At 31.8% G+C, this 19,488-nt stretch carries 19 protein-coding genes; 15 read left to right on the top strand and 4 right to left on the bottom strand.

Translation table 11 applies throughout. From position 1 onward, the window contains the following. Positions 1-58: 58 nt before the first annotated feature. Positions 59-376, top strand: coding sequence for a hypothetical protein (locus HA141_RS01100; protein WP_209116338.1), 318 nt, complete (start codon positions 59-61; stop codon positions 374-376). Beyond that, complete coding sequence (locus HA141_RS01095) at positions 373-2,040, top strand: ABC1 kinase family protein (protein WP_209116337.1); 1,668 nt, start codon at positions 373-375, stop codon at positions 2,038-2,040. Before HA141_RS01100 ends, HA141_RS01095 begins: the two co-directional genes overlap by 4 nt. A 4-nt stretch (positions 2,041-2,044) precedes the next feature. On the opposite strand, the gene eno is transcribed toward HA141_RS01095, so the two are convergent. Then, positions 2,045-3,337 (bottom strand): phosphopyruvate hydratase, encoded by a 1,293-nt coding sequence (eno, locus tag HA141_RS01090; RefSeq protein WP_209116336.1) that lies wholly within the window; start codon positions 3,335-3,337, stop codon positions 2,045-2,047. Between the two features lie 260 nt (positions 3,338-3,597). Between eno and HA141_RS01085 the strand changes: the two genes are divergently transcribed. From HA141_RS01085 to HA141_RS01040, 10 genes are all read left to right on the top strand, one after another. Further along, positions 3,598-6,354: an ATP-dependent Clp protease ATP-binding subunit gene (locus HA141_RS01085; protein ID WP_209116335.1), complete on the top strand. Its 2,757-nt coding sequence runs from the start codon at positions 3,598-3,600 to the stop codon at positions 6,352-6,354. 58 nt (positions 6,355-6,412) lie between these two features. Then, complete coding sequence (gene secE, locus HA141_RS01080; RefSeq protein WP_209116334.1) at positions 6,413-6,655, top strand: preprotein translocase subunit SecE; 243 nt, start codon at positions 6,413-6,415, stop codon at positions 6,653-6,655. A 54-nt stretch (positions 6,656-6,709) separates the two neighbouring features. After that, complete coding sequence (gene nusG, locus HA141_RS01075) at positions 6,710-7,321, top strand: transcription termination/antitermination protein NusG (protein WP_209116333.1); 612 nt, start codon at positions 6,710-6,712, stop codon at positions 7,319-7,321. Positions 7,322-7,388: 67 nt separating this feature from the next. Continuing rightward, positions 7,389-7,814 (top strand): 50S ribosomal protein L11, encoded by a 426-nt coding sequence (rplK, locus tag HA141_RS01070; protein ID WP_209116332.1) that lies wholly within the window; start codon positions 7,389-7,391, stop codon positions 7,812-7,814. Between the two features lie 66 nt (positions 7,815-7,880). Then, a complete protein-coding gene (gene rplA / locus HA141_RS01065) occupies positions 7,881-8,588 on the top strand; it encodes a 50S ribosomal protein L1 (RefSeq protein WP_209116331.1) in 708 nt (235 codons plus the stop codon). 186 nt (positions 8,589-8,774) lie between these two features. Further along, a complete protein-coding gene (rplJ, locus tag HA141_RS01060; RefSeq protein WP_025925885.1) occupies positions 8,775-9,302 on the top strand; it encodes a 50S ribosomal protein L10 in 528 nt (175 codons plus the stop codon). 28 nt (positions 9,303-9,330) lie between these two features. After that, positions 9,331-9,726: a 50S ribosomal protein L7/L12 gene (gene rplL, locus HA141_RS01055; RefSeq protein ID WP_209116330.1), complete on the top strand. Its 396-nt coding sequence runs from the start codon at positions 9,331-9,333 to the stop codon at positions 9,724-9,726. A gap of 48 nt (positions 9,727-9,774) precedes the next feature. Beyond that, positions 9,775-10,503, top strand: coding sequence for a ribonuclease HI (gene rnhA / locus HA141_RS01050; protein ID WP_209116329.1), 729 nt, complete (start codon positions 9,775-9,777; stop codon positions 10,501-10,503). After that, positions 10,500-11,669 carry a quinone-dependent dihydroorotate dehydrogenase gene (locus HA141_RS01045; RefSeq protein ID WP_209116328.1) on the top strand — a complete coding sequence of 390 codons (1,170 nt, stop codon included), beginning with the start codon at positions 10,500-10,502 and terminating at the stop codon, positions 11,667-11,669. Before rnhA ends, HA141_RS01045 begins: the two co-directional genes overlap by 4 nt. Before the next feature lie 16 nt (positions 11,670-11,685). Continuing rightward, complete coding sequence (locus HA141_RS01040; protein ID WP_209116327.1) at positions 11,686-12,810, top strand: pyridoxal phosphate-dependent aminotransferase; 1,125 nt, start codon at positions 11,686-11,688, stop codon at positions 12,808-12,810. Here the strand turns inward: HA141_RS01040 and murG are convergent. Beyond that, entirely contained in the window at positions 12,789-13,880 is a 1,092-nt protein-coding gene (gene murG, locus HA141_RS01035; RefSeq protein ID WP_209116326.1) for an undecaprenyldiphospho-muramoylpentapeptide beta-N-acetylglucosaminyltransferase, read from the bottom strand. The two genes, HA141_RS01040 and murG, sit on opposite strands and share 22 nt — an antisense overlap. A 41-nt stretch (positions 13,881-13,921) precedes the next feature. Between murG and HA141_RS01030 the strand changes: the two genes are divergently transcribed. Continuing rightward, entirely contained in the window at positions 13,922-14,647 is a 726-nt protein-coding gene (locus tag HA141_RS01030) for a hypothetical protein (protein WP_209116325.1), read from the top strand. Between the two features lies 1 nt (position 14,648). Here HA141_RS01030 and HA141_RS01025 read toward each other — a convergent pair whose 3' ends face one another. Then, positions 14,649-15,857 (bottom strand): phosphoglycerate kinase, encoded by a 1,209-nt coding sequence (locus HA141_RS01025; RefSeq protein ID WP_209116324.1) that lies wholly within the window; start codon positions 15,855-15,857, stop codon positions 14,649-14,651. A gap of 213 nt (positions 15,858-16,070) precedes the next feature. On the opposite strand from HA141_RS01025, the gene ylqF reads away from it, so the two are divergent. Further along, positions 16,071-16,943 carry a ribosome biogenesis GTPase YlqF gene (gene ylqF, locus HA141_RS01020; protein ID WP_209116323.1) on the top strand — a complete coding sequence of 291 codons (873 nt, stop codon included), beginning with the start codon at positions 16,071-16,073 and terminating at the stop codon, positions 16,941-16,943. Continuing rightward, on the top strand, positions 16,934-17,893 hold the full coding sequence (locus HA141_RS01015; protein ID WP_209116322.1) for an RluA family pseudouridine synthase: 960 nt from the start codon (positions 16,934-16,936) through the stop codon (positions 17,891-17,893). The genes ylqF and HA141_RS01015 overlap by 10 nt, the downstream gene beginning before the upstream one ends. On the opposite strand, the gene HA141_RS01010 is transcribed toward HA141_RS01015, so the two are convergent. Next, positions 17,886-19,484 carry an ABC transporter ATP-binding protein gene (locus tag HA141_RS01010; RefSeq protein WP_209116321.1) on the bottom strand — a complete coding sequence of 533 codons (1,599 nt, stop codon included), beginning with the start codon at positions 19,482-19,484 and terminating at the stop codon, positions 17,886-17,888. The two genes, HA141_RS01015 and HA141_RS01010, sit on opposite strands and share 8 nt — an antisense overlap. Between the last annotated feature and the right edge of the window lie 4 nt (positions 19,485-19,488).

Here is a 19,488-nt window from a genome sequence, read left to right as displayed (position 1 = left end):
TTGATCTATTATTAGATCATATAGAAAAATCAATCGCCGTTGAAACATTATATTTTTCATGACCAACTCTGACTACCTTTTAAAAGCTGCCCTTAAGAAAGTAACCGAAAAATTAAACGAGATAGTAGTTGAAAAAATTGAAGAAGCAACAAATATTGCTCAGGATGCTCCAGAAATTCTCAAAAAAGAATTTGATATTTTAAAAGAATCCATAATCGAAGAAGCCTCAAGAATGGAGAAAGCCGAAAACATTCAAGAAAATAAGTCCACAAATACTTATCAAGATTCCAAAATAAAAAAAGCTTTAAATGAAATTGAATATATCAATAAGCAAATTGATCTTTTTAATAAAACTATAAATAATCAAATTAAATGAGTTATCACATTCTTCAGTATCGTTTTAAAAAATTTAAGAGGGCATTTCTTATTTGGATAACACTGATTTCGCTTTTAATAAATTTGTGGATAGATAATATTAGATTTACAATTTTCCAAACTAAAAGCAATGAAAAAAGTAGGGTCCAAGTTAAAAGAGCTAGGTGGTTTACTAATCAATTAATAAAGCTTGGTTCAGCATTTATTAAAATTGGACAATTATTATCTGCGAGACCTGATTTACTTCCTAATACCTGGATACAGGAATTATCTAAATTGCAGGATCAAGTTCCTAATTTTTCATTTACGCAAGTTGAAGAAACTATAAGAGAAGAACTAGGGTTTAAGTTTAATGAAATATATGAAATAATAGGTGATCCTGTGGGATCAGCATCGCTAGCTCAGGTTCATAGAGCGACTTTAAATGATGGTAAGAAAGTAGTATTTAAAGTTCAAAGACCTAATTTAAAAGAATTATTTATTATCGATTTGGGTATTATGCAGCAAATAGCTGGATTGTTGCAGAAAAATAAAAATTGGAGTCGAGGTAGAAACTGGGTTGAGATTGCTAAAGAGTGTAGGAAAGTTCTCATGAAGGAGCTTGATTTTAATTGTGAAGCACAATATGCAGCAAGATTTAGACAGCAATTTCTTGATGATGAAAATATTGAAGTTCCTGAAGTAATTTGGGATATGAGCAGTGAAAAAGTGCTTTGTTTAAGTTATCTGGAAGGAACAAAAATAAGTGATTTAGAAAAATTAAAATCACAAGAAATTAATTTACCTAAAATTGCAGAAATTGGAGCCATCAGCTATTTAAAACAATTAGTAAATTACGGTTTTTTTCATGCAGACCCTCATCCTGGGAATCTAGCAGTTTCAAATAAAGGTAAATTAATTTTTTATGATTTTGGAATGATGGGCAATATCTCAAATAATCTTCAAACAAGATTAGGAGGGATGGTTAAGGCTGCTGCATTAAGAGACGCCTCATCTCTTGTTAGTCAATTACAACAAGCCGGTCTAATTTCAAAAGATATTGATGTAGGACCAGTCAGAAGATTAGTTAGATTGATGCTTAAAGAAGCCTTAACTCCCCCATTTAGTCCTAATATTATTGAAAAATTATCTGGAGATTTATACGAACTGGTTTATGAGACACCATTTCAACTGCCAGTAGATTTAATCTTTGTGATGAGGGCTTTATCAACTTTTGAAGGAGTTGGTAGAATGCTTGACCCAGGGTTTAATCTTGTATCAGTTACCAAGCCTTATTTAATAGAACTTATGACTTCAAATAATCAAACTCCCAACGATTTAATTAACCAATTTGGAAGGCAAGTAGGTGAACTAGGATCTAAAGCTGTTGGAATTCCCAAAAGAATAGATGAAAGTTTAGAAAGATTAGAGCAAGGCGATTTACAATTGCAAATAAGAATGGGAGAGTCTGATAGGCAATTCAAAAAAATGTTTACTGCTCAAAAAACTTTAGGCCATTCAATTCTTATAGGAAGCTTATCAATTGCATCTGCTTTACTCGTGACTAATAAACAAAATAATTTTGCATTGTTGCCACTTTTTTTTGCACTACCAATAAGTATTGATTGGATAAAATGCCAATTAAGTATGAGAAAAGGCTCACGTTTAGAAAAACTTAAGCAATAAAAAACTATATATTTTTGGGACCCAAACCTACAGCTCCAGCGAATCTTGCTTGATTTCCCAATTCTTCTTCAATTTTTAAAAGCCTATTATATTTTGCAATCCTCTCACTTCTACTCAAAGAGCCGGTCTTGATCTGACCCGATCTTGTGGCTACAGATAAATCAGCAATTGTTGTATCTTCAGTCTCACCACTTCTATGACTAATAACACTTGTGAAACCGGACATTTTAGCTAACTCAATAGCTTCCAAAGTTTCAGTTAATGTTCCAATTTGATTTACCTTTATTAGGATTGAATTGGCAGATTTTTCCATAATCCCTTTCTTTAACCTTTGTGTATTAGTAACAAACAAATCATCACCTACAAGCTGAACTTTATTTCCTAATTCATTGTTTAATTCTGACCAACCCTCCCAATCATCCTCTGCTAAACCGTCTTCTATTGAAACTATTGGATAATTAGAAACTAAACTTGAAAGATATGAAATCATTTCAGAACTATTTAAGCTTTTCCCTTCATATTTATAAATACCATCACTATAAAATTCAGTACTAGCAACATCTAAAGCTAAAGATACCTGCTCACCAGGCTTAAATCCTGCTTTTTGAATTGCTTGTAATAATAGGTCCCCTGCCTCTTCACTGGATGACAAATTTGGGGCAAATCCACCCTCATCGCCTACAGCAGTTGAAAGACCTTTTTGATCAAGTAATGATTTTAATGAGTGAAAAATTTCAGTACCCATTCTTAATGATTCACTGAAATTATTAACTCCATGTGGGACAAGCATAAATTCCTGAAAATCAAGACTATTTGGTGCATGAGCACCACCATTTATTACATTCATCAATGGGACTGGAAGAAGATTGGATAATGGATCTCCAAGATATCTATATAGGGGAATATCTAAAGCATTTGCTGATGCTCTGGCAGTTGCAAGGCTTACTGCAAGGATTGAATTTGCTCCAAGGTTAGACTTATTAGGAGTTCCATCAATTTCAATCATTAATTTATCTACTGCAGTTTGATCTAAAGCTGACAAACCACATAAAGCAGGGGATATTGTTTCATGAATTTTATTCACAGCATTCAAAACACCTTTTCCCATATATTTTGAACCACCGTCTCTTAATTCATGTGCCTCATGAGCACCAGTGCTAGCTCCGCTGGGAACAATTGCTCTACCACTTGAACCACATTCCAAAAATACTTCTGCCTCTACAGTTGGATTACCTCTTGAATCAAGGACTTGTCTTGCTTCAATAGTATCAATTAGAAAATCAATAGTTTCTTTCACAATTTAATTATTACTATTTAAATCCTATAAATAGCTGAACTATTTGGCTAATATCTGAAATATATATTTTAACCAATTAAAATTTTTTGATTCTAGAACAACTCAGATATTAGTTAAAGCTTTTATTTTTAAAACTCATCACAACCCACCTCATAATCATATTTTTCAAATTCATCTTACAATTTGAAAATTATTGGATGATTATTAATACAAATCCTACTTAAAATATTAATTAATATTCAACTATAGTTTTATAGTTTATGAAAGAAACACTTACATCCAGTCCTGAACTTTTTAGCGATATCAGTTGGAATCTTCTTTTATTAGGGGAAGAAACCGCAAAAAAATGGGACCATAGCGAATTTAATATTGAACACATAATTCATACATTGTTCTCATCAAGTGAATTCTTTGCTTTCATTGAAAAATTATCAATCGACCAAGATACAGTTTTAGATATAACAGAAGATTTTTTAGAAGAGACACCAACAAATGAGTCAGATTTTTTTACTATTGGAGAAGATTTAGAAATTTTATTAGACAATGCGAATCAGATTAAAATTCAATGGGGATCTAAATTAATAGAAATCCCTCATTTACTAATTGCTCTTGGAAGAGATTTAAGAATTGGAAATTATGTTTTTGAAGAAAGCAATCTTTCAATGGAAAAATTAGAAGAGGAATTAAAGTTTTTCCCAAATATCAATCAATCAAAAGATTCTTTTAATTATAAAAATGTAATTGAGATAAATAATCAATCTAATTTTGAATCAAACAAAGAGACTTTAGTTAAAGAAGAAAAATTTAAAAAAGCTATTAATCCATTACCTAAAAGTGAACTTCAAATTGAAACCCAAAAACAAGTTAAAAAAAATGAAAATGCTCTTTCAATTTATGGAAAAGATTTAACAGAATCAGCTAAAAAAGGTTTACTGGATCCCGTTTTAGGAAGAGAGAGTGAGATCAATAATTTAATGAGGGTACTCTGCAGAAGAAACAAAAATAATCCCATACTTATAGGCAATCCTGGAGTTGGTAAAACCTCAATCGCAAAATTACTTGCTCAATTAATTATTGAAAATAAAGTTCCTGATTCTCTAAAAGACTTAAAAATTATTTCACTTGACTTAGGTGCTTTAGTTTCTGGGACAAAATTTAGAGGGCAACTAGAGGAACGACTAAGCTTAATAATGCAGGAACTAAACGATCCAAGCCAAGGAATGATTCTATTTATTGATGAAATTCACTCAATATTAAGTTCTGACAGATCTTCTACCGACATTAGTAATATCTTAAAACCTTTACTAGCTGAAGGAGATCTTAGATGTATCGGTACAACAACACCTGAGAAATTTCGTGAAACTATTGAAAAAGATCAGGCATTGAATAATTGCTTTCAAAAGATAGCTGTTAATGAACCTTCACTAGAATTAAGCGCAAAAATACTGCAAGGAATCAAAAAGAAATATGAATCACATCATGGAATAAAAATTTCTGAAGAGGCTGTAAACTATTCTGCAAAATTGGCCGACAGATACATTAGCGATAAGTGTCTTCCTGATAAAGCAATAGATTTAATTGATGAAGCAGCTGCCCAGTTAAAAATCGAAGCTAATAATAAGCCTCAAGTAATTCTGGAACTAGAAAACAAACTTCATACTATTGATGAAAAACTGAATAATTTACAAGGAGAAAAAATCGAAGCTAAAGAAAAACTTTTGAATATAAGAAAACAATCAGAGGCAAAATTGAACGTTCTCTTGGACAATTGGAACAACTTTAGGGAAGAAATGCAGCAATTATCTATTTTGATGAAAGAAGAAGATAAGCTAACCAAACAAATTAAAGATAAATCAAATCACGAAATTGAAAATGATCTGGATTATTTAGAAAAACTTGAAGAAGAGTTAAGTGAAATAGAGAATGAAATACAAAAAGTTGAAGAGAACTTTAGTAAATTAAAGAAGAATAGGAATTTTCCTTTTAAATATCAAGTTGAACCTGATGATATTGCTGATGTCATCTCAAAAACCACAGGTATTCCAATTTCTAAAGTAGTTTCAAATGAACGTAAGAAATTAGTCAATCTAGAAACAGAACTAAGTGAAAAAGTTATTGGACAAGAAAAAGCTATAGAAGCTGTTTCTGCTGCAATTAGAAGAGCTCGCGTGGGCATGAAAAGTCCTAAAAGACCTATTGGATCTTTTTTATTTTTGGGTCCTACTGGGGTTGGTAAAACAGAATTAGCAAAATCTCTTGCAACAGCTTTATTTGATGAAGAAGATGCACTTCTAAGATTAGACATGAGTGAATATATGGAGAAAAATGCCGTAGCAAGACTTTTGGGAGCTCCTCCAGGTTATGTTGGCTATGAAGAGGGAGGTCAATTAACTGAAGCTGTAAGACGTAAACCCTATTCAGTAATACTTCTTGATGAGATAGAAAAAGCGCATACAGAAGTATTTAATATCCTTTTGCAAGTCTTAGACGAAGGAAGATTAACAGACTCTCAAGGGAGGACAGTAGATTTCAAAAATACCGTAATAATTATGACTAGTAACCTAGCTGGTAAATCTATACTGGAGTATTCACAAAAGATTTCTAAAAGTGAAGTAAATTTAGAAAAAGATCAACAAATTCTAGATAATTCCATTAGTAATACATTATCTTCAATTTTTAGACCTGAATTTTTAAATAGAATCGACGAAGTAGTAAAGTTTGATCCATTATCTATTGATGAACTTCAAAAAATAATAATTTTACAGACAGAAGATTTAAAAAACCTACTACTTGAACAGAAAATAAATATTACTATAGACAAAAAAGTTATCAATAAAATTGCAAATGATTCTTACGAACCTAAATATGGTGCTAGACCACTTAGTAGGGAACTTAGAAGACAAATAGAAAACCCCTTAGCTGCAAAACTTTTAGAGGATAACTTTAAAAACAAAAAAAATATCACAATTAAAATTAACCCCGCTAAAAAAGATGAGATTGTTTTCAAACCTAGCTGAGGAGTAAATCGATAAGCTAAAATAAAATCAAAGCGCAAAGCTTAATCCAAAAAATCTTGTGACAAGTCCAACTACTAATCAAGAACCTCTTAAAAAAGATTCACCTCAAATAGAAGAGCCTAAAAAAAAGAGTAATTTTTTAAAGTCTACCTATGATGAGCTTAAACTCGTTGTATGGCCAAACAAACAACAACTTTTTAGCGAATCGGTTGCGGTTATAATTATGGTATCCTTTTCTGCCGCAGCCATAGCCTCTGTGAGCAGATTCTATGGATGGGCAGCTTCGCAAATTTTTGGTTGAATTATCCCTGAATATCAATTTTATAAAGAACTTACCTAAGCTTTCAGAAAAACAATGAGTGATGAATTAACTACAAACCTTGCTTCTTCAAAAGCAAATACAAGTATAGCTAGATGGTACGCAATACAAGTAGCATCAAGCTGTGAAAAAAAAGTAAAAGCAACTCTTGAGCAAAGATCAGTAACTTTGGGAGTTAATAATCGAATCATTGAAATTGAAATCCCCCAAACTCCAGGAATAAAATTAAAAAAAGATGGAAGTAGACAAACCACTGAAGAAAAAGTTTTTCCAGGTTATGTTCTGGTGAGAATGATACTGGATGAAGATACAATGATGGCTGTAAAAAGTACTCCAAATGTAATTAACTTTGTCGGTGCTGATGACGGTAGAGGTAGCGGGAGATCAAGAGGTCATATCAAACCTAGACCACTATCCAGGCAAGAGGTTAATAGAATCTTTAAGCGCGCATCAGAGAAAAAAACTGTTATCAAATTAGATATTGAAGCAAAAGATAGAATTATAGTCACTAGTGGTCCATTCAAAGACTTCCAGGGAGAAGTCATAGAAGTCTCTGGAGAAAGAAATAAATTAAAAGCATTACTTTCAATATTTGGGCGCGAGACTCCTGTAGAATTAGAATTCTCCCAAATCAATAAACAAAATTAATTTCTAATTATTCTTGTTTATCGAGTAAAATTATGATTTTCTACCTCAGCTTAAATTCTTTAATCTAATGGCAAAAAAAATTGTTGCAGTTATCAAGCTTGCTCTACAAGCAGGAAAAGCAAATCCAGCCCCTCCTGTAGGGCCAGCTTTAGGACAACATGGTGTCAATATCATGGCGTTTTGTAAAGAATACAATGCAAGGACTCAAGATAAAGCTGGTTTTGTAATTCCAGTTGAGATTTCTGTTTTTGAAGATAGAAGCTTTACTTTTATCACAAAAACACCTCCTGCATCCGTTTTAATAACAAAGGCAGCTGGTATAGAGAAAGGATCAGGTGAGTCCGCAAAAGGCTCCGTTGGGAATATAACTAAAGCTCAACTAGAAGAAATAGCCAAAACTAAGCTTCCTGATCTAAACTGTTCTAGTGTTGAATCAGCAATGAAAGTAATTGAGGGTACTGCTCGTAATATGGGCGTCTCTGTTACTGAATGATTTCAAGACAAAATTGCTCACTATTTAGGGGAGGTTAGTTATTAACCGTTTGAACCCAAAATTACTATGAAAAAACTATCAAAAAGAATGGCGGCTCTATCAACAAAGATAGAAGATCGCATTTACCCCCCACTTGAAGCTCTAAGTATTATCAAGGAAAATGCTAATGCCAAATTTGATGAAACTATTGAAGCGCATATACGTCTAGGTATTGATCCAAAATATACTGATCAACAATTAAGGACCACTGTTGCATTACCACATGGGACTGGTCAAAGTATTAAAATTGCAGTCATTACAAGCGGTGAGAATGTATCGAAAGCCAAGTCTGCAGGTGCAGACCTATTTGGCGAAGAAGATCTTGTGGAAAGTATCAACAAAGGAAATATGGAGTTCGATCTACTTATTGCAACTCCAGATATGATGCCAAAGGTTGCAAAATTAGGACGAGTTTTAGGACCTAGAGGTTTAATGCCTAATCCTAAAGCTGGGACAGTAACGAATGATATTGCTAATGCAATAAAAGAATTCAAAGCTGGTAAGCTCGAATTTAGAGCAGATAAAGCCGGTATTGTTCATGTCCGCTTTGGAAAAGCAAGTTTTTCAAAAGAGGCTCTATTTGACAACTTAAAGACCTTACAAGAATCAATTGATAAAAATAAACCAAGTGGAGCCAAAGGAAAGTATTGGAAAACTTTTTATGTAACTTCAACTATGGGACCTTCAATTCAAGTTGATTTAAATGCAATACAAGATTACCAACCTGAAGGTTAACTCTTTGTAGTATAATTTAAATTGCAATAATACGGCCAAAGAAAGTAGGTTAATTTAGTAATTCTAAATTTTAATTCCTACCGAGGACTCGTCTTAATTATTTCTTTTTGGATCTAATAAAAGCGGCCTCTTTAAAAGGACTTTGCCGCATTTCCTGCTCTCCCTAAATTACGATCCAAAAAAACAATGGGCCGAACACTAGAGAATAAGCAACAAATCGTTACTGAGATTAAATCTCTTTTAAACGACTCGGAAATGGCTGTAGTTCTTGACTATAAAGGTTTAACTATCAAAGAAATGTCAGATTTGCGATCTAGATTGCAAACAACTAACGGCATTTGCAAAGTTACTAAAAATTCATTAATGCGTAAAGCGATTGATGGAGATAGTAATTGGAACGATCTTGAATCTTTACTGACCGGAACAAATGCTTTTGTCTTAATCAAAGAAGATGTTGGTGGTGCTGTAAAAGCAATCCAATCTTTTCAAAAAGACACCAAAAAATCCGAAACCAAAGGAGCTTTATTTGAAGGCAGACTTCTTAGCAATTCTGAAATAAAAGAAATTGCAAGTCTTCCATCTAAGGAAGTATTGATGGCAAAAATTGCTGGCGCTCTTAATGGCGTTGCAACAAAAATTGCGATCTCTATCAATGAAGTACCTTCTGGACTTGCTAGATCACTTAAACAACATTCTGAAAAATCAGAATCCTAAATTCAAAACCTAATTAACTTTTAAGAAAATGTCCGCAAAAACTGAAGAAATTCTTGAATCATTAAAATCTCTATCCCTTTTAGAAGCATCTGAGCTTGTAAAACAAATTGAAGAGGCTTTTGGTGTATCTGCTGCAGCTTCTGCAGGGGTGGTAATGGCAGCTCCAGGAGCAGCTGGCGGTGAGGCAGATGGTGGCGCTGCTGAAGAAAAAACTGAATTTGATGTAGTTCTCGAAAGCTTTGATGCAGCTGCAAAAATCAAAGTACTTAAAGTTGTAAGAAATGCAACTGGTCTAGGTCTTGGCGATGCAAAAGCACTTGTTGAATCTGCACCAAAAACAGTAAAAGAAGGAATTGCTAAAGCAGATGCTGAATCTTTAAAGAAAGAGATTGAAGAAGCTGGCGGTAAAGTTACACTTAAATAAGAGAATATTTTTTTCAAGCCGATAGACTTTATATCGGCTTCAAAAATTATGAATATTGATAGTATTGCAATTGAAGCTGCAACAGATGGAGCGTGCAGTGGTAATCCAGGTCCAGGTGGTTGGGGTGGCCTAATAATCTTTGATGACAAAAGTGAATTAGAAATAGGTGGTTCCGAGCAAAATACTACTAATAATAGAATGGAACTCACTGCAGCTATAAAAACACTTGAGAAATTAAAAACCTATAAATTAAAAGAAAACTTTAAATTAAGAACTGATAGTAAATATGTCATAGAAGGGTATACAAAATGGATTATTAATTGGAAGAGAAATGGATGGAAAACAAGTTCAGGAAAATCAGTTCAAAATCTTGATTTATGGCAAAAAATTGATCAATTAAGAATTAATGGTCTTGTAATGGAATATGTTAAAGGCCATAGCGGTGACAAGCAAAATGATAGGGTAGATAAAATCGCAAATAACTATAGCAAAGGTATACCTCTTAAAAGTAACTTAAAAGAGTCTGAATCTTCAGTAGATTTTTTTGAAAAAAGTGCACCTATAGAAATTCAGGAATTATTTTCAAGAAATGAATTAATTCAAAAATTTGCAGAAAAAAAATACTTGTTAAGTTCCCTAGAACTCACTAACTTATTAGGAGAAGAAAACCACTTAAAGATAAGACAATATTTACCTTTTGAATGGCGTAATTGGTTATTAATTCCCAAAGGTGAAAAATATTGGATAATAGAAAAAAAGAATCCTGATTTTTTATGAATGAACAAAAGAGGGTATTTAAAAATCTTTATAAAAACTTGGTTACTCCTATATTAAAAAAAGACTCCGGAATCGATGCAGAATATTTAACTAATTTATCTCTTAACCTTCTATCATTCAGTTCAAGAAAATATAATTGGCCATTAATTTCAAATATCCTAAAAAATCTAAATGAAGAATTTTCTATAACTGACCAAAGGTTAACTCAGAAAATATGTGGAATAAATTTTTGTAATCCAATTGGTTTAGCTGCGGGTTTTGACAAAAATGGAAATGCTGCAAACATATGGCAAAATTTTGGTTTTGGATTTGCTGAACTTGGAACAGTTACTAAGTTTGCTCAAGAAGGTAATCCCAAACCAAGATTGTTTAGATTAGCAGAAGAAGAGGCGGCATTAAATAGAATGGGTTTTAATAATAATGGTGCTGAAAATCTAGTTAAAAACTTTCTTGAACAAGGTATTGATTTAAAAAAAAACAGGAAGAATATTTGTTTAGGGATAAATTTCGGGAAGTCAAAAATTACAGGTTTATCTCAAGCAAAAGATGATTATTTAACATCTCTAAAATTATTAATTCCATATTGTGATTACGCAGCAATAAACGTTAGTTCTCCAAATACTGAAGGACTAAGAAAGTTACAAGATCCAATTCTTCTAAAAGAACTTCTTAGAGAAATTAAAAACATACCTAATTGTCCACCATTATTTGTAAAAATTGCACCAGATTTAGGCCTTAAAGATATTGAAGATATTTGCCAATTAATAATCGAGGAAAAAATCGATGGAATAATTGCTACAAATACCAGCATTGATAGATTAGGTCTTGAAAATAGAAAGATTAGGCAAACCGGATTATTACTCTCTCAAGAGAATGGAGGATTAAGTGGAAGGCCTCTACAAAAAAAAGCAAATCAAATAATAAAACAAATACATAATATTGATAAAAAGATTATATTAATTGGAGTTGGTGGAATAGATAGTCCTGAGTCAGCTTGGGAAAGAATTTGTTCTGGAGCATCATTAATTCAACTTTATACAGGATGGATATATAAGGGTCCACAATTAGTACCAGATATACTTGAGGGACTTTTAAAGCAACTAAATAACCATCAATTATCTAATATCAAAGATGCAATTGGATCAGATTTAAAATGGGTTGAATAACATTTGAGAATGAATAATGAACAAATCTGAACCTCATGATTACTCAACGTTAGCCATGCAAGGATCAAACTTAAAGCACGGTGGCAATGTATATGCAATTGCGAAAAAATTAAATTTATTGCCCTCCGAAATCATTGATGCGAGTGCATCATTAGTACCCTTTGATCCCCCTCAAATACTAATAGATTCAATAAATGCGGAAATTGAGAATCTTGGCTTTAGATATTACCCAGAAAGAAACTTGAGTGATCTGAAAGAAATAATCGGCAAATTTCATGGGATAAATCCAGAAAATATATTGCCTGGGAATGGAGCTTCTGAACTAATAACCTGGGCAGGTTATGAAGCATCCAAATTTGGAATAAGTTGTATTCCTTCTCCATCATTTGTTGATTATGAAAGATCTTTAAATTTTTGGAATAGCAATTTTATACATTGCAAATTACCAAAAAACTGGAATTATATTTTTCCTCAATCATTTCCGCTTTATCCAAAAGGTGATGTTATTTGGATAACAAATCCACATAACCCTACCGGCCAATTATGGGACAAGAATTCATTGGAGAAAGTTGTAAAAAAATATAAATTAGTTATCTGCGATGAAGCTTTCTTATCGATAACACCTGATGGAGACAAAGAATCTTTAATACCATTAACCCAAAGGTTTGATAATTTATTAGTCTTGAGAAGCTTGACCAAAATCTTCAATATTCCTGGTCTTAGATTAGGTTACGTTATTGGCTCATCAAAAAAACTTAAACAATGGGAAATAAATAGAGATCCTTGGCCTTTAAATTCATTTGCTATTAAAGCCGGAATTGATCTACTAAGTAATAAGAAATTCTATGAACAGTGGACAAAACAGATTCACAGCTGGATAAATATTGAAAAAAAGAGAGTATTTGAAAAATTATCCAAAATAGAGAACCTTAAAGTTCATAACTCTTCAACCAACTTTTTTTTAATAGAAAGTAAAACATCTCTGTCCCCAAATATAAAATACTTAGAAAATAAGGGAATATTGCTTAGAGAATGCAGTTCTTTTAGATTTCTTGACGAAAAGTGGGCAAGAATAAGTTTGCAGAATAGGAAAAATAACACTCTTTTATGTAAAGAAATTCAGAATTCCTTTAAAAAATAATTAATAAATTTTTTAATCTCATTTTTAGATTTAATTTTATTATTATTTTCCATGTTCTTCTTCATAAGTTCTAATATTTCATAATGATTTTTCCCCTTTTTTGATTTTATTTTAAAAATTCTTTCTAGGGTTTCTTCAAAAACTTCTTTAGAAATTTTATTCTGATTGATTAAAACTGAGCCTCCAAATTCAGCAAGAATCATTGCATTTTTCTCCTGATGATTATTTTTAGAATCTGGATATGGAATTAAAATTGAAGGTTTTTCAGCCTCTATTAGTTCATTGATTGTTCCTGCACCCGATCTCGATATTACAAGATCGCAGTTTTGAATTAAAGCTGCTATTTCATTAGTAAATTTCTTTTGAATATAATTTTTGGATTTTTTTACATAAAAAGATTGTTGATTAGATTCGCCAATAATATGAACTATCCGAAATTGTTTTTTTATTAAAAATTCTAGAGATTCATAAAGAATTTGATTTATGGCTTTTGCTCCTTGACTACCTCCCATAACAATCAAAAGAGGGCCATTGCCTTTTGGAACCCATTCTGGCAAAAAATTAAATTTATAGAATTCCTCTCTTAAAGGTGTTCCAGTGAAAATAGTTTTACAATTTTTTAAATAAGAATTTGTTTTCTTAAACCCTAAAAGAACATAGTTACATAAAAAACCAAAATATTTCGTGACCATTCCAGGAATTACATTTGATTCATGAATAATGATAGGTATCCTGAGAAGTTTTGAAGCAACAATAGTAGGTGCTGATATATAACCGCCAGTCGTAAAAACTAAGTTAATTTTTTTTTCTTTTAAGATCCTAATTATTTGGAAAGTTGACATTAAAATTTTTATATATTGATAAAACAAAAAAACATTTTTTCTTGGTGTCTTTATATTCAAAGTCCTCAAATTATATTTTTTAGGAATAAAATTTGCATCTAATCTTTGACGAACACCCAACCAATGAATATTCCATTCATTTTCCACCTCTTTAGAAACTGCTAATGCTGGGAAAATATGCCCCCCTGTACCACTGGCTGCGACTAATAAATTATTTTTTTTAGACATAAAAACTTAAATTAGTAGAATAAAAATACCCAATGATTAATATGTTTAATTTAAACTTATTCAAAAATATAGGATTTCTTCTCTACTTATTTGTTTATCTTATTATTCCCTATTCAGCAATAACAGAAACTTTAAAAGTTGATTTTATAAGAAATCTTGAAAACTCTTTAAATACAAGAGATTTAGAATTCATTAAAAAAAATTTTAGAAATGAAGAAAGCCAAAATATACCAAAACAATTTTCAAAGATTATTAATGATTTCCCTAACAGCAAATGGAAAATCAAAAGATTAAAATCTAATATTGTAAATGAAGATATTTTGCGAATAAAAGTTTCTGGAGAAAAAATAGTTAATAGAGAAATATTTATACTCGAATCCAATTTTGATTATTTATTTTCAATTGTAAATGGGAAAATAGATGAAGGGATTATCAAAAATTTATTCACAACTATAAGAAACGATAAAAAAAAGATAGATATTAGTTTTAAAATTCCTGATAGAGTTCTTACTGGTTCAAAATATGATATCGACATAATTATAAATAAGCCTCTTGAAGAAGTGATTATTGCTGGAGCTATAAAACCTCATCAAGTTAATTCATTTTTTGAACAAGAAATGTTATTAGAGCCATTAGCGTCTGGAGGTATTTTTAAAATAACAAGAGCACCTTCAAAACCAGCGATACAAATTTGGTCAGGAATCATAGCTCACCCTGAAGGAATAATTACTTTCACAAAGAGCATTGATATTGTTGATGAGTTATAGCCTAGGCGTCGTTTAACGCAGCTACACCTGGTAAGGTTTTACCTTCTAAAAGTTCCAAACTTGCGCCACCCCCAGTAGATATATGAGACATTTTCTCAGCTAATCCTGCTTTCTCTACTGCTGCGACTGAATCTCCACCACCAATTATTGTACAAACTTCAGCAAAAGCACTTAAGTCCGCAAGAGTAGTAGCTATTGCATTTGTACCGTCTGCAAATTTATCAAATTCAAAAACTCCCATTGGACCATTCCAAATAATTGTCTTGCATTCTGCAAGAGCGTTCTGAAAAACTTTTATGGAATCTGGACCAATATCGAGACCCATCCAATTGCCACTAATTGAATCAATTTGAGATATTTTACTATTGGCTTCCGGAGAAAATTCATCAGCTAAAACAACATCAGTGGGTAATAATAGTTCTACTCCTTTTGCTTTTGCTTTTGCTTCTAAATCTTTAGCAAGCTCGAGTTTATCTTCTTCTACAAGGCTCTTTCCGACATCTAAACCTCTAGCTTTATAAAAGGTAAAAATCATACCTCCACCAATCATGATTTTGTCACACTTATCAAGTAAAGAATCAAGTACTCCTATTTTGCTACTAACCTTTGATCCTCCAACTATTGCTGCCAATGGACGATTTGGAGAATCTATCGCTCCTTGTAGGTATTTCAATTCTTTTTCTAAAAGGAATCCAGCTACTGAGGGACTTAAATAATTAGTAACACCCTGAGTTGAAGCATGAGCTCTATGAGCAGCACCGAAAGCATCATTTACATACATATCTGCATGTAATGCTAATTTTCTAGCAAACTCCAGGTCATTCTTTTCCTCTTCACCAAAAAAACGAACATTTTCAAGTAAAAGAACATCTCCATTAGATAAGCTATTTGATTGTGCAACTGCTTCATCACCAATACAACTGTTAGTAAGAGCAACATTTTGCCCCAACAATTCACTTAATCTTGCTGCTACTGGAGTTAATCTCATTTTTTCATTTACCTGACCCTTTGGTCGACCAAAATGAGCAGCTAAAATTACTTTTGCAGAATGATTAATAAGATATTCAATAGTTGGGATCGCTGCACGAATACGCGTATCGTCGGTTATTTGACCATCTTCATTTAATGGAACATTAAAATCTACTCTTACAAGAACTTTTTTTCCTTCTAAATGTGTCTTATCAAGACTGGAAAGAGATAATTTTGACATTAAACAAGCTTATTTTTAATCATAAGACCCTAACGTTAATTTGGGTCTATTGGGTTAAAAAGTAGTTACTGTTACCTATGCCTTAATAAAATTTAAGAATTAACGATTATAAAATTTTTTTTAGTCATTCAATTTATACTAAACTTTAGAAGTAAATACTTTTGAAACTTATAAAAACTAAAAGGAATACAAAATTTTATCTGATTTATTGAAGTGGACATACCCAAAATTCAATGGTACCCAGGCCATATTGCAAAAGCAGAAAAGAAATTATCTGAAGTTATCAATAAAGTAGATTTAGTTATAGAAGTTAGAGATGCACGAATTCCTTTGTCCACAGGACATCCACACTTAAATAAATGGATAGATAATAAAAAACATATTCTTGTTATTAACAGATCAGACATGATCTCCCCTAATACAATCAATAGTTGGAATAAATGGTTTAATGCTAAGGATCAATATCCTCTTTGGTGTGATGCTAAAAGAGGAATAGGTATTAAAGAAATTTGTAAGTCAGCCAAAGATTCTAGGTCGTCAATCGACGATAGAAGAATCTCTAGAGGAATGCGAATTAGGCCAATTAGAGCCCTTACACTTGGTTTTCCAAACGTAGGAAAGTCAGCACTAATTAATAGAATTGCAAAGAAAAGAGTTGTAGATAGCGCTAGAAAAGCAGGCGTGACTCGTAATTTAAGATGGATAAAATTAGAAAGTGGTATAGATTTGCTAGATGCTCCTGGTGTAATACCTCCAAATTTAGAAGATCAAAAATCAGCACTTAATCTTGCACTTTGTGACGACATTGGTGAAGCTGCTTATGAAATAGAGAGTGTCGCAATTGGATTTATCAAAATTATATCTACTCTCAACAAAGATAAGAATGCGAATATCTCAGTTAAACAAATTTCTAATAGATATGGAGTTGATATTACAAAAGGCTTTAAGAGTCCTTCTGCTTGGATCGACGAAGCAGCGTCAAAACATACATCAGGCAATAAAAGGAGAATGTCTCATAAGTTATTAGAAGATTATAGAAATCAAATGCTGGGCAAAATTGCTTTAGAAGTCCCACTATGGAATTAAATAATCAAAATTCTTTCGGCATTGGAGAAGGTGAGCTTATAGAAATTATTTATGAGCTACCTCTCCCTATGAGGCTAGACAGATGGTTGGTAAGTAAAAGGCCAGAACAAAGTAGAGCAAGAATTCAACATTTTATAAATTCAGGTTTAGTACTTGTAAACTATAAGACCGCGAAAGCAAAAACCCCATTAAAAAATGGCGACAATGTTCAAATATGGATGCCTCCTCCAGAACCTCTTATTTATTTGAAACCTGAAAAAATGGATTTAAATATCCTTTTTGAAGATGAGCACATCATAGTAATCAATAAGCAATCAGGAGTGATAGTTCATCCAGCCCCTGGACACAAATCTGGAACTTTAGTGAATGGATTACTTTTTCACTGTAAAGATCTACCTGGAATTAATGGGAAACTAAGACCTGGGATCGTTCACAGACTAGATAAAGATACCTCCGGATGTATGGTAGTTGCAAAAAGCCAAGAGGCTTTAGTAAATCTCCAGAAACAAATTAAAGAAAAAATAGCATCACGCGAATATATTGCAGTAATTCATGGGGCACCTGGTTCCGAAGAAGGCCAAATAGTGGGACACATTGGCAGAGATAAATTAAATAGATTGAAATATAAAGTAGTTGAAGAAACTTCAGGGAGGTATGCCTGTACCTATTGGAAATTAGAAGAAAGATTTGGGAATTACTCATTAATGAGTTTCAAACTAGATACAGGGCGAACGCATCAAATAAGAGTTCATTGCGCTCACATTAATCATCCAATTGTGGGAGATCCGTTATATGGAAGATGTAAAAAACTACCATGTAAATTAGATGGCCAAGCTTTACACGCCATTAAGCTTGGACTTATACATCCAATAAATGGTGAAGAAATGATATTCGAATCAGAATTACCATTAGATTTTCAAAAATTACTAAGTGTTCTTAGAGTTAAATAAGATTTAAAGAGGAATTTAGAAGCGATTTTGTATACGTGTTTTGAGTTTTTGTGAATATTGTAGAACTTTCTCCTTCATCAACTATCTTTCCGTGATTCATAACTAGCAACCTATCACAAAATCTTTTAGCAATGCCTAAATCATGAGTAATAAAGATAATAGTTAAATTCATTTTTTCTTGCAAGAATCTAAGTAATTCAAGAATCTCTATTTTTACTGAAGCATCCAACATATTTACGCTCTCATCACAAATCAAAATTTTTGGTTTCAACAATAGCGCTCTGGCTAATGAAATTCTTTGCAATTGACCACCAGATAATTGGCTAGGATAAGAATTCAAAAAATCATTATTTAAGGGAAGATTTAAATTTCTTAACATTAATTTTATTTCTTTTTCGATTTTTCTTTTGTCTGAAATTTTTTGAATAAAAAATATATCTTCCAAACTATTTTTAATTGTCATTTTCGGATTTAAACTTGAAAAAGGATCTTGAAAAATAATTTGAACGTTATTATTCTTTTTAAAAGATTTAATTTTTTTAGATGCATGATTTTTATCATAAATTTTGATTTCACCACCTCTTACTTTAAGAAGTCCAATTAAAGCCCTACATAATGTACTTTTACCGCTCCCTGAAGAACCAACTATTCCAAGAGTCTCATTCTGATATAATTTGAAACTAACTTCATTTAAAGCCTTATTCCATTTATTAATGAAAATTGAAGAATTTAATTGATACCAATGTCTTAGGTTATTTACCTCTAGAACGACCTCATCTCGAGCACTAATTTTAATATTTGGTTCTAATACTATTTTTGAAGCATTTACTAATTTTTTCCCGATATCTGATTTTGGTGATTGAAAAATATCTAATATATTCCCTTTTTCAACAATCGATCCCTTTTCAATTATTGCAACTTTCTTACACCACTTTGCTGCAAGATTTATATCGTGACTAATTAAAATTAAAGTAGTATCAAATTCATTACATAGATGAATTATTTCTTGCATAATTTCGAAACTTGTTTTAGTATCTAAGCTTGTTGTAGGTTCATCAGCTATTAATATTTTAGGTTTCAAAGCAAGTGCCATTGCTATAGAAACTCTCTGTCTCATTCCACCGCTAAATTGATGTGGGAAAGAATTAAGTCTACTTTCTTCAATTCCAACTTTTTGAAAAACTTCTTTTACTAATTTTTTAATAAGTACAGATGATTTCGTTTGATCATGAGTTTTAAATAATTCATATAAATGATCCCCAACTCTCATTAGCGGATTAAGTTTTTTTATAGAGTCTTGATAAATAAATCCAAAATTCTTTCTTCTAAATAATTGTGCATCTTTGTTATTTATTTTCCTAGGATCTACATTAGAAATCGATAAATACCCTTTAGAAGTGGCCTTTTCAGGCAATATATTTACCAATGTTTTTGCAAAAGTGGTCTTTCCACATCCTGAAGGTCCTATTATGGCCAAATGATCTCCACTATCTATTTCCAAATTAAAATTTTTGATAATAGGTTGCTTTTTTAAACCATATTTAACAGTAAGATTTTTAACTACAATAATTTTTTCTTTATTTATTTCCATAATT

The sequence above is a fragment of the Prochlorococcus marinus XMU1402 genome, assembly GCF_017696205.1.
GTDB classification, from domain to species: domain Bacteria; phylum Cyanobacteriota; class Cyanobacteriia; order PCC-6307; family Cyanobiaceae; genus Prochlorococcus_A; species Prochlorococcus_A marinus_AC.
Note: the sequence above shows the minus strand (reverse complement) of the source record. Positions and strands in the feature narration are given on the sequence as shown.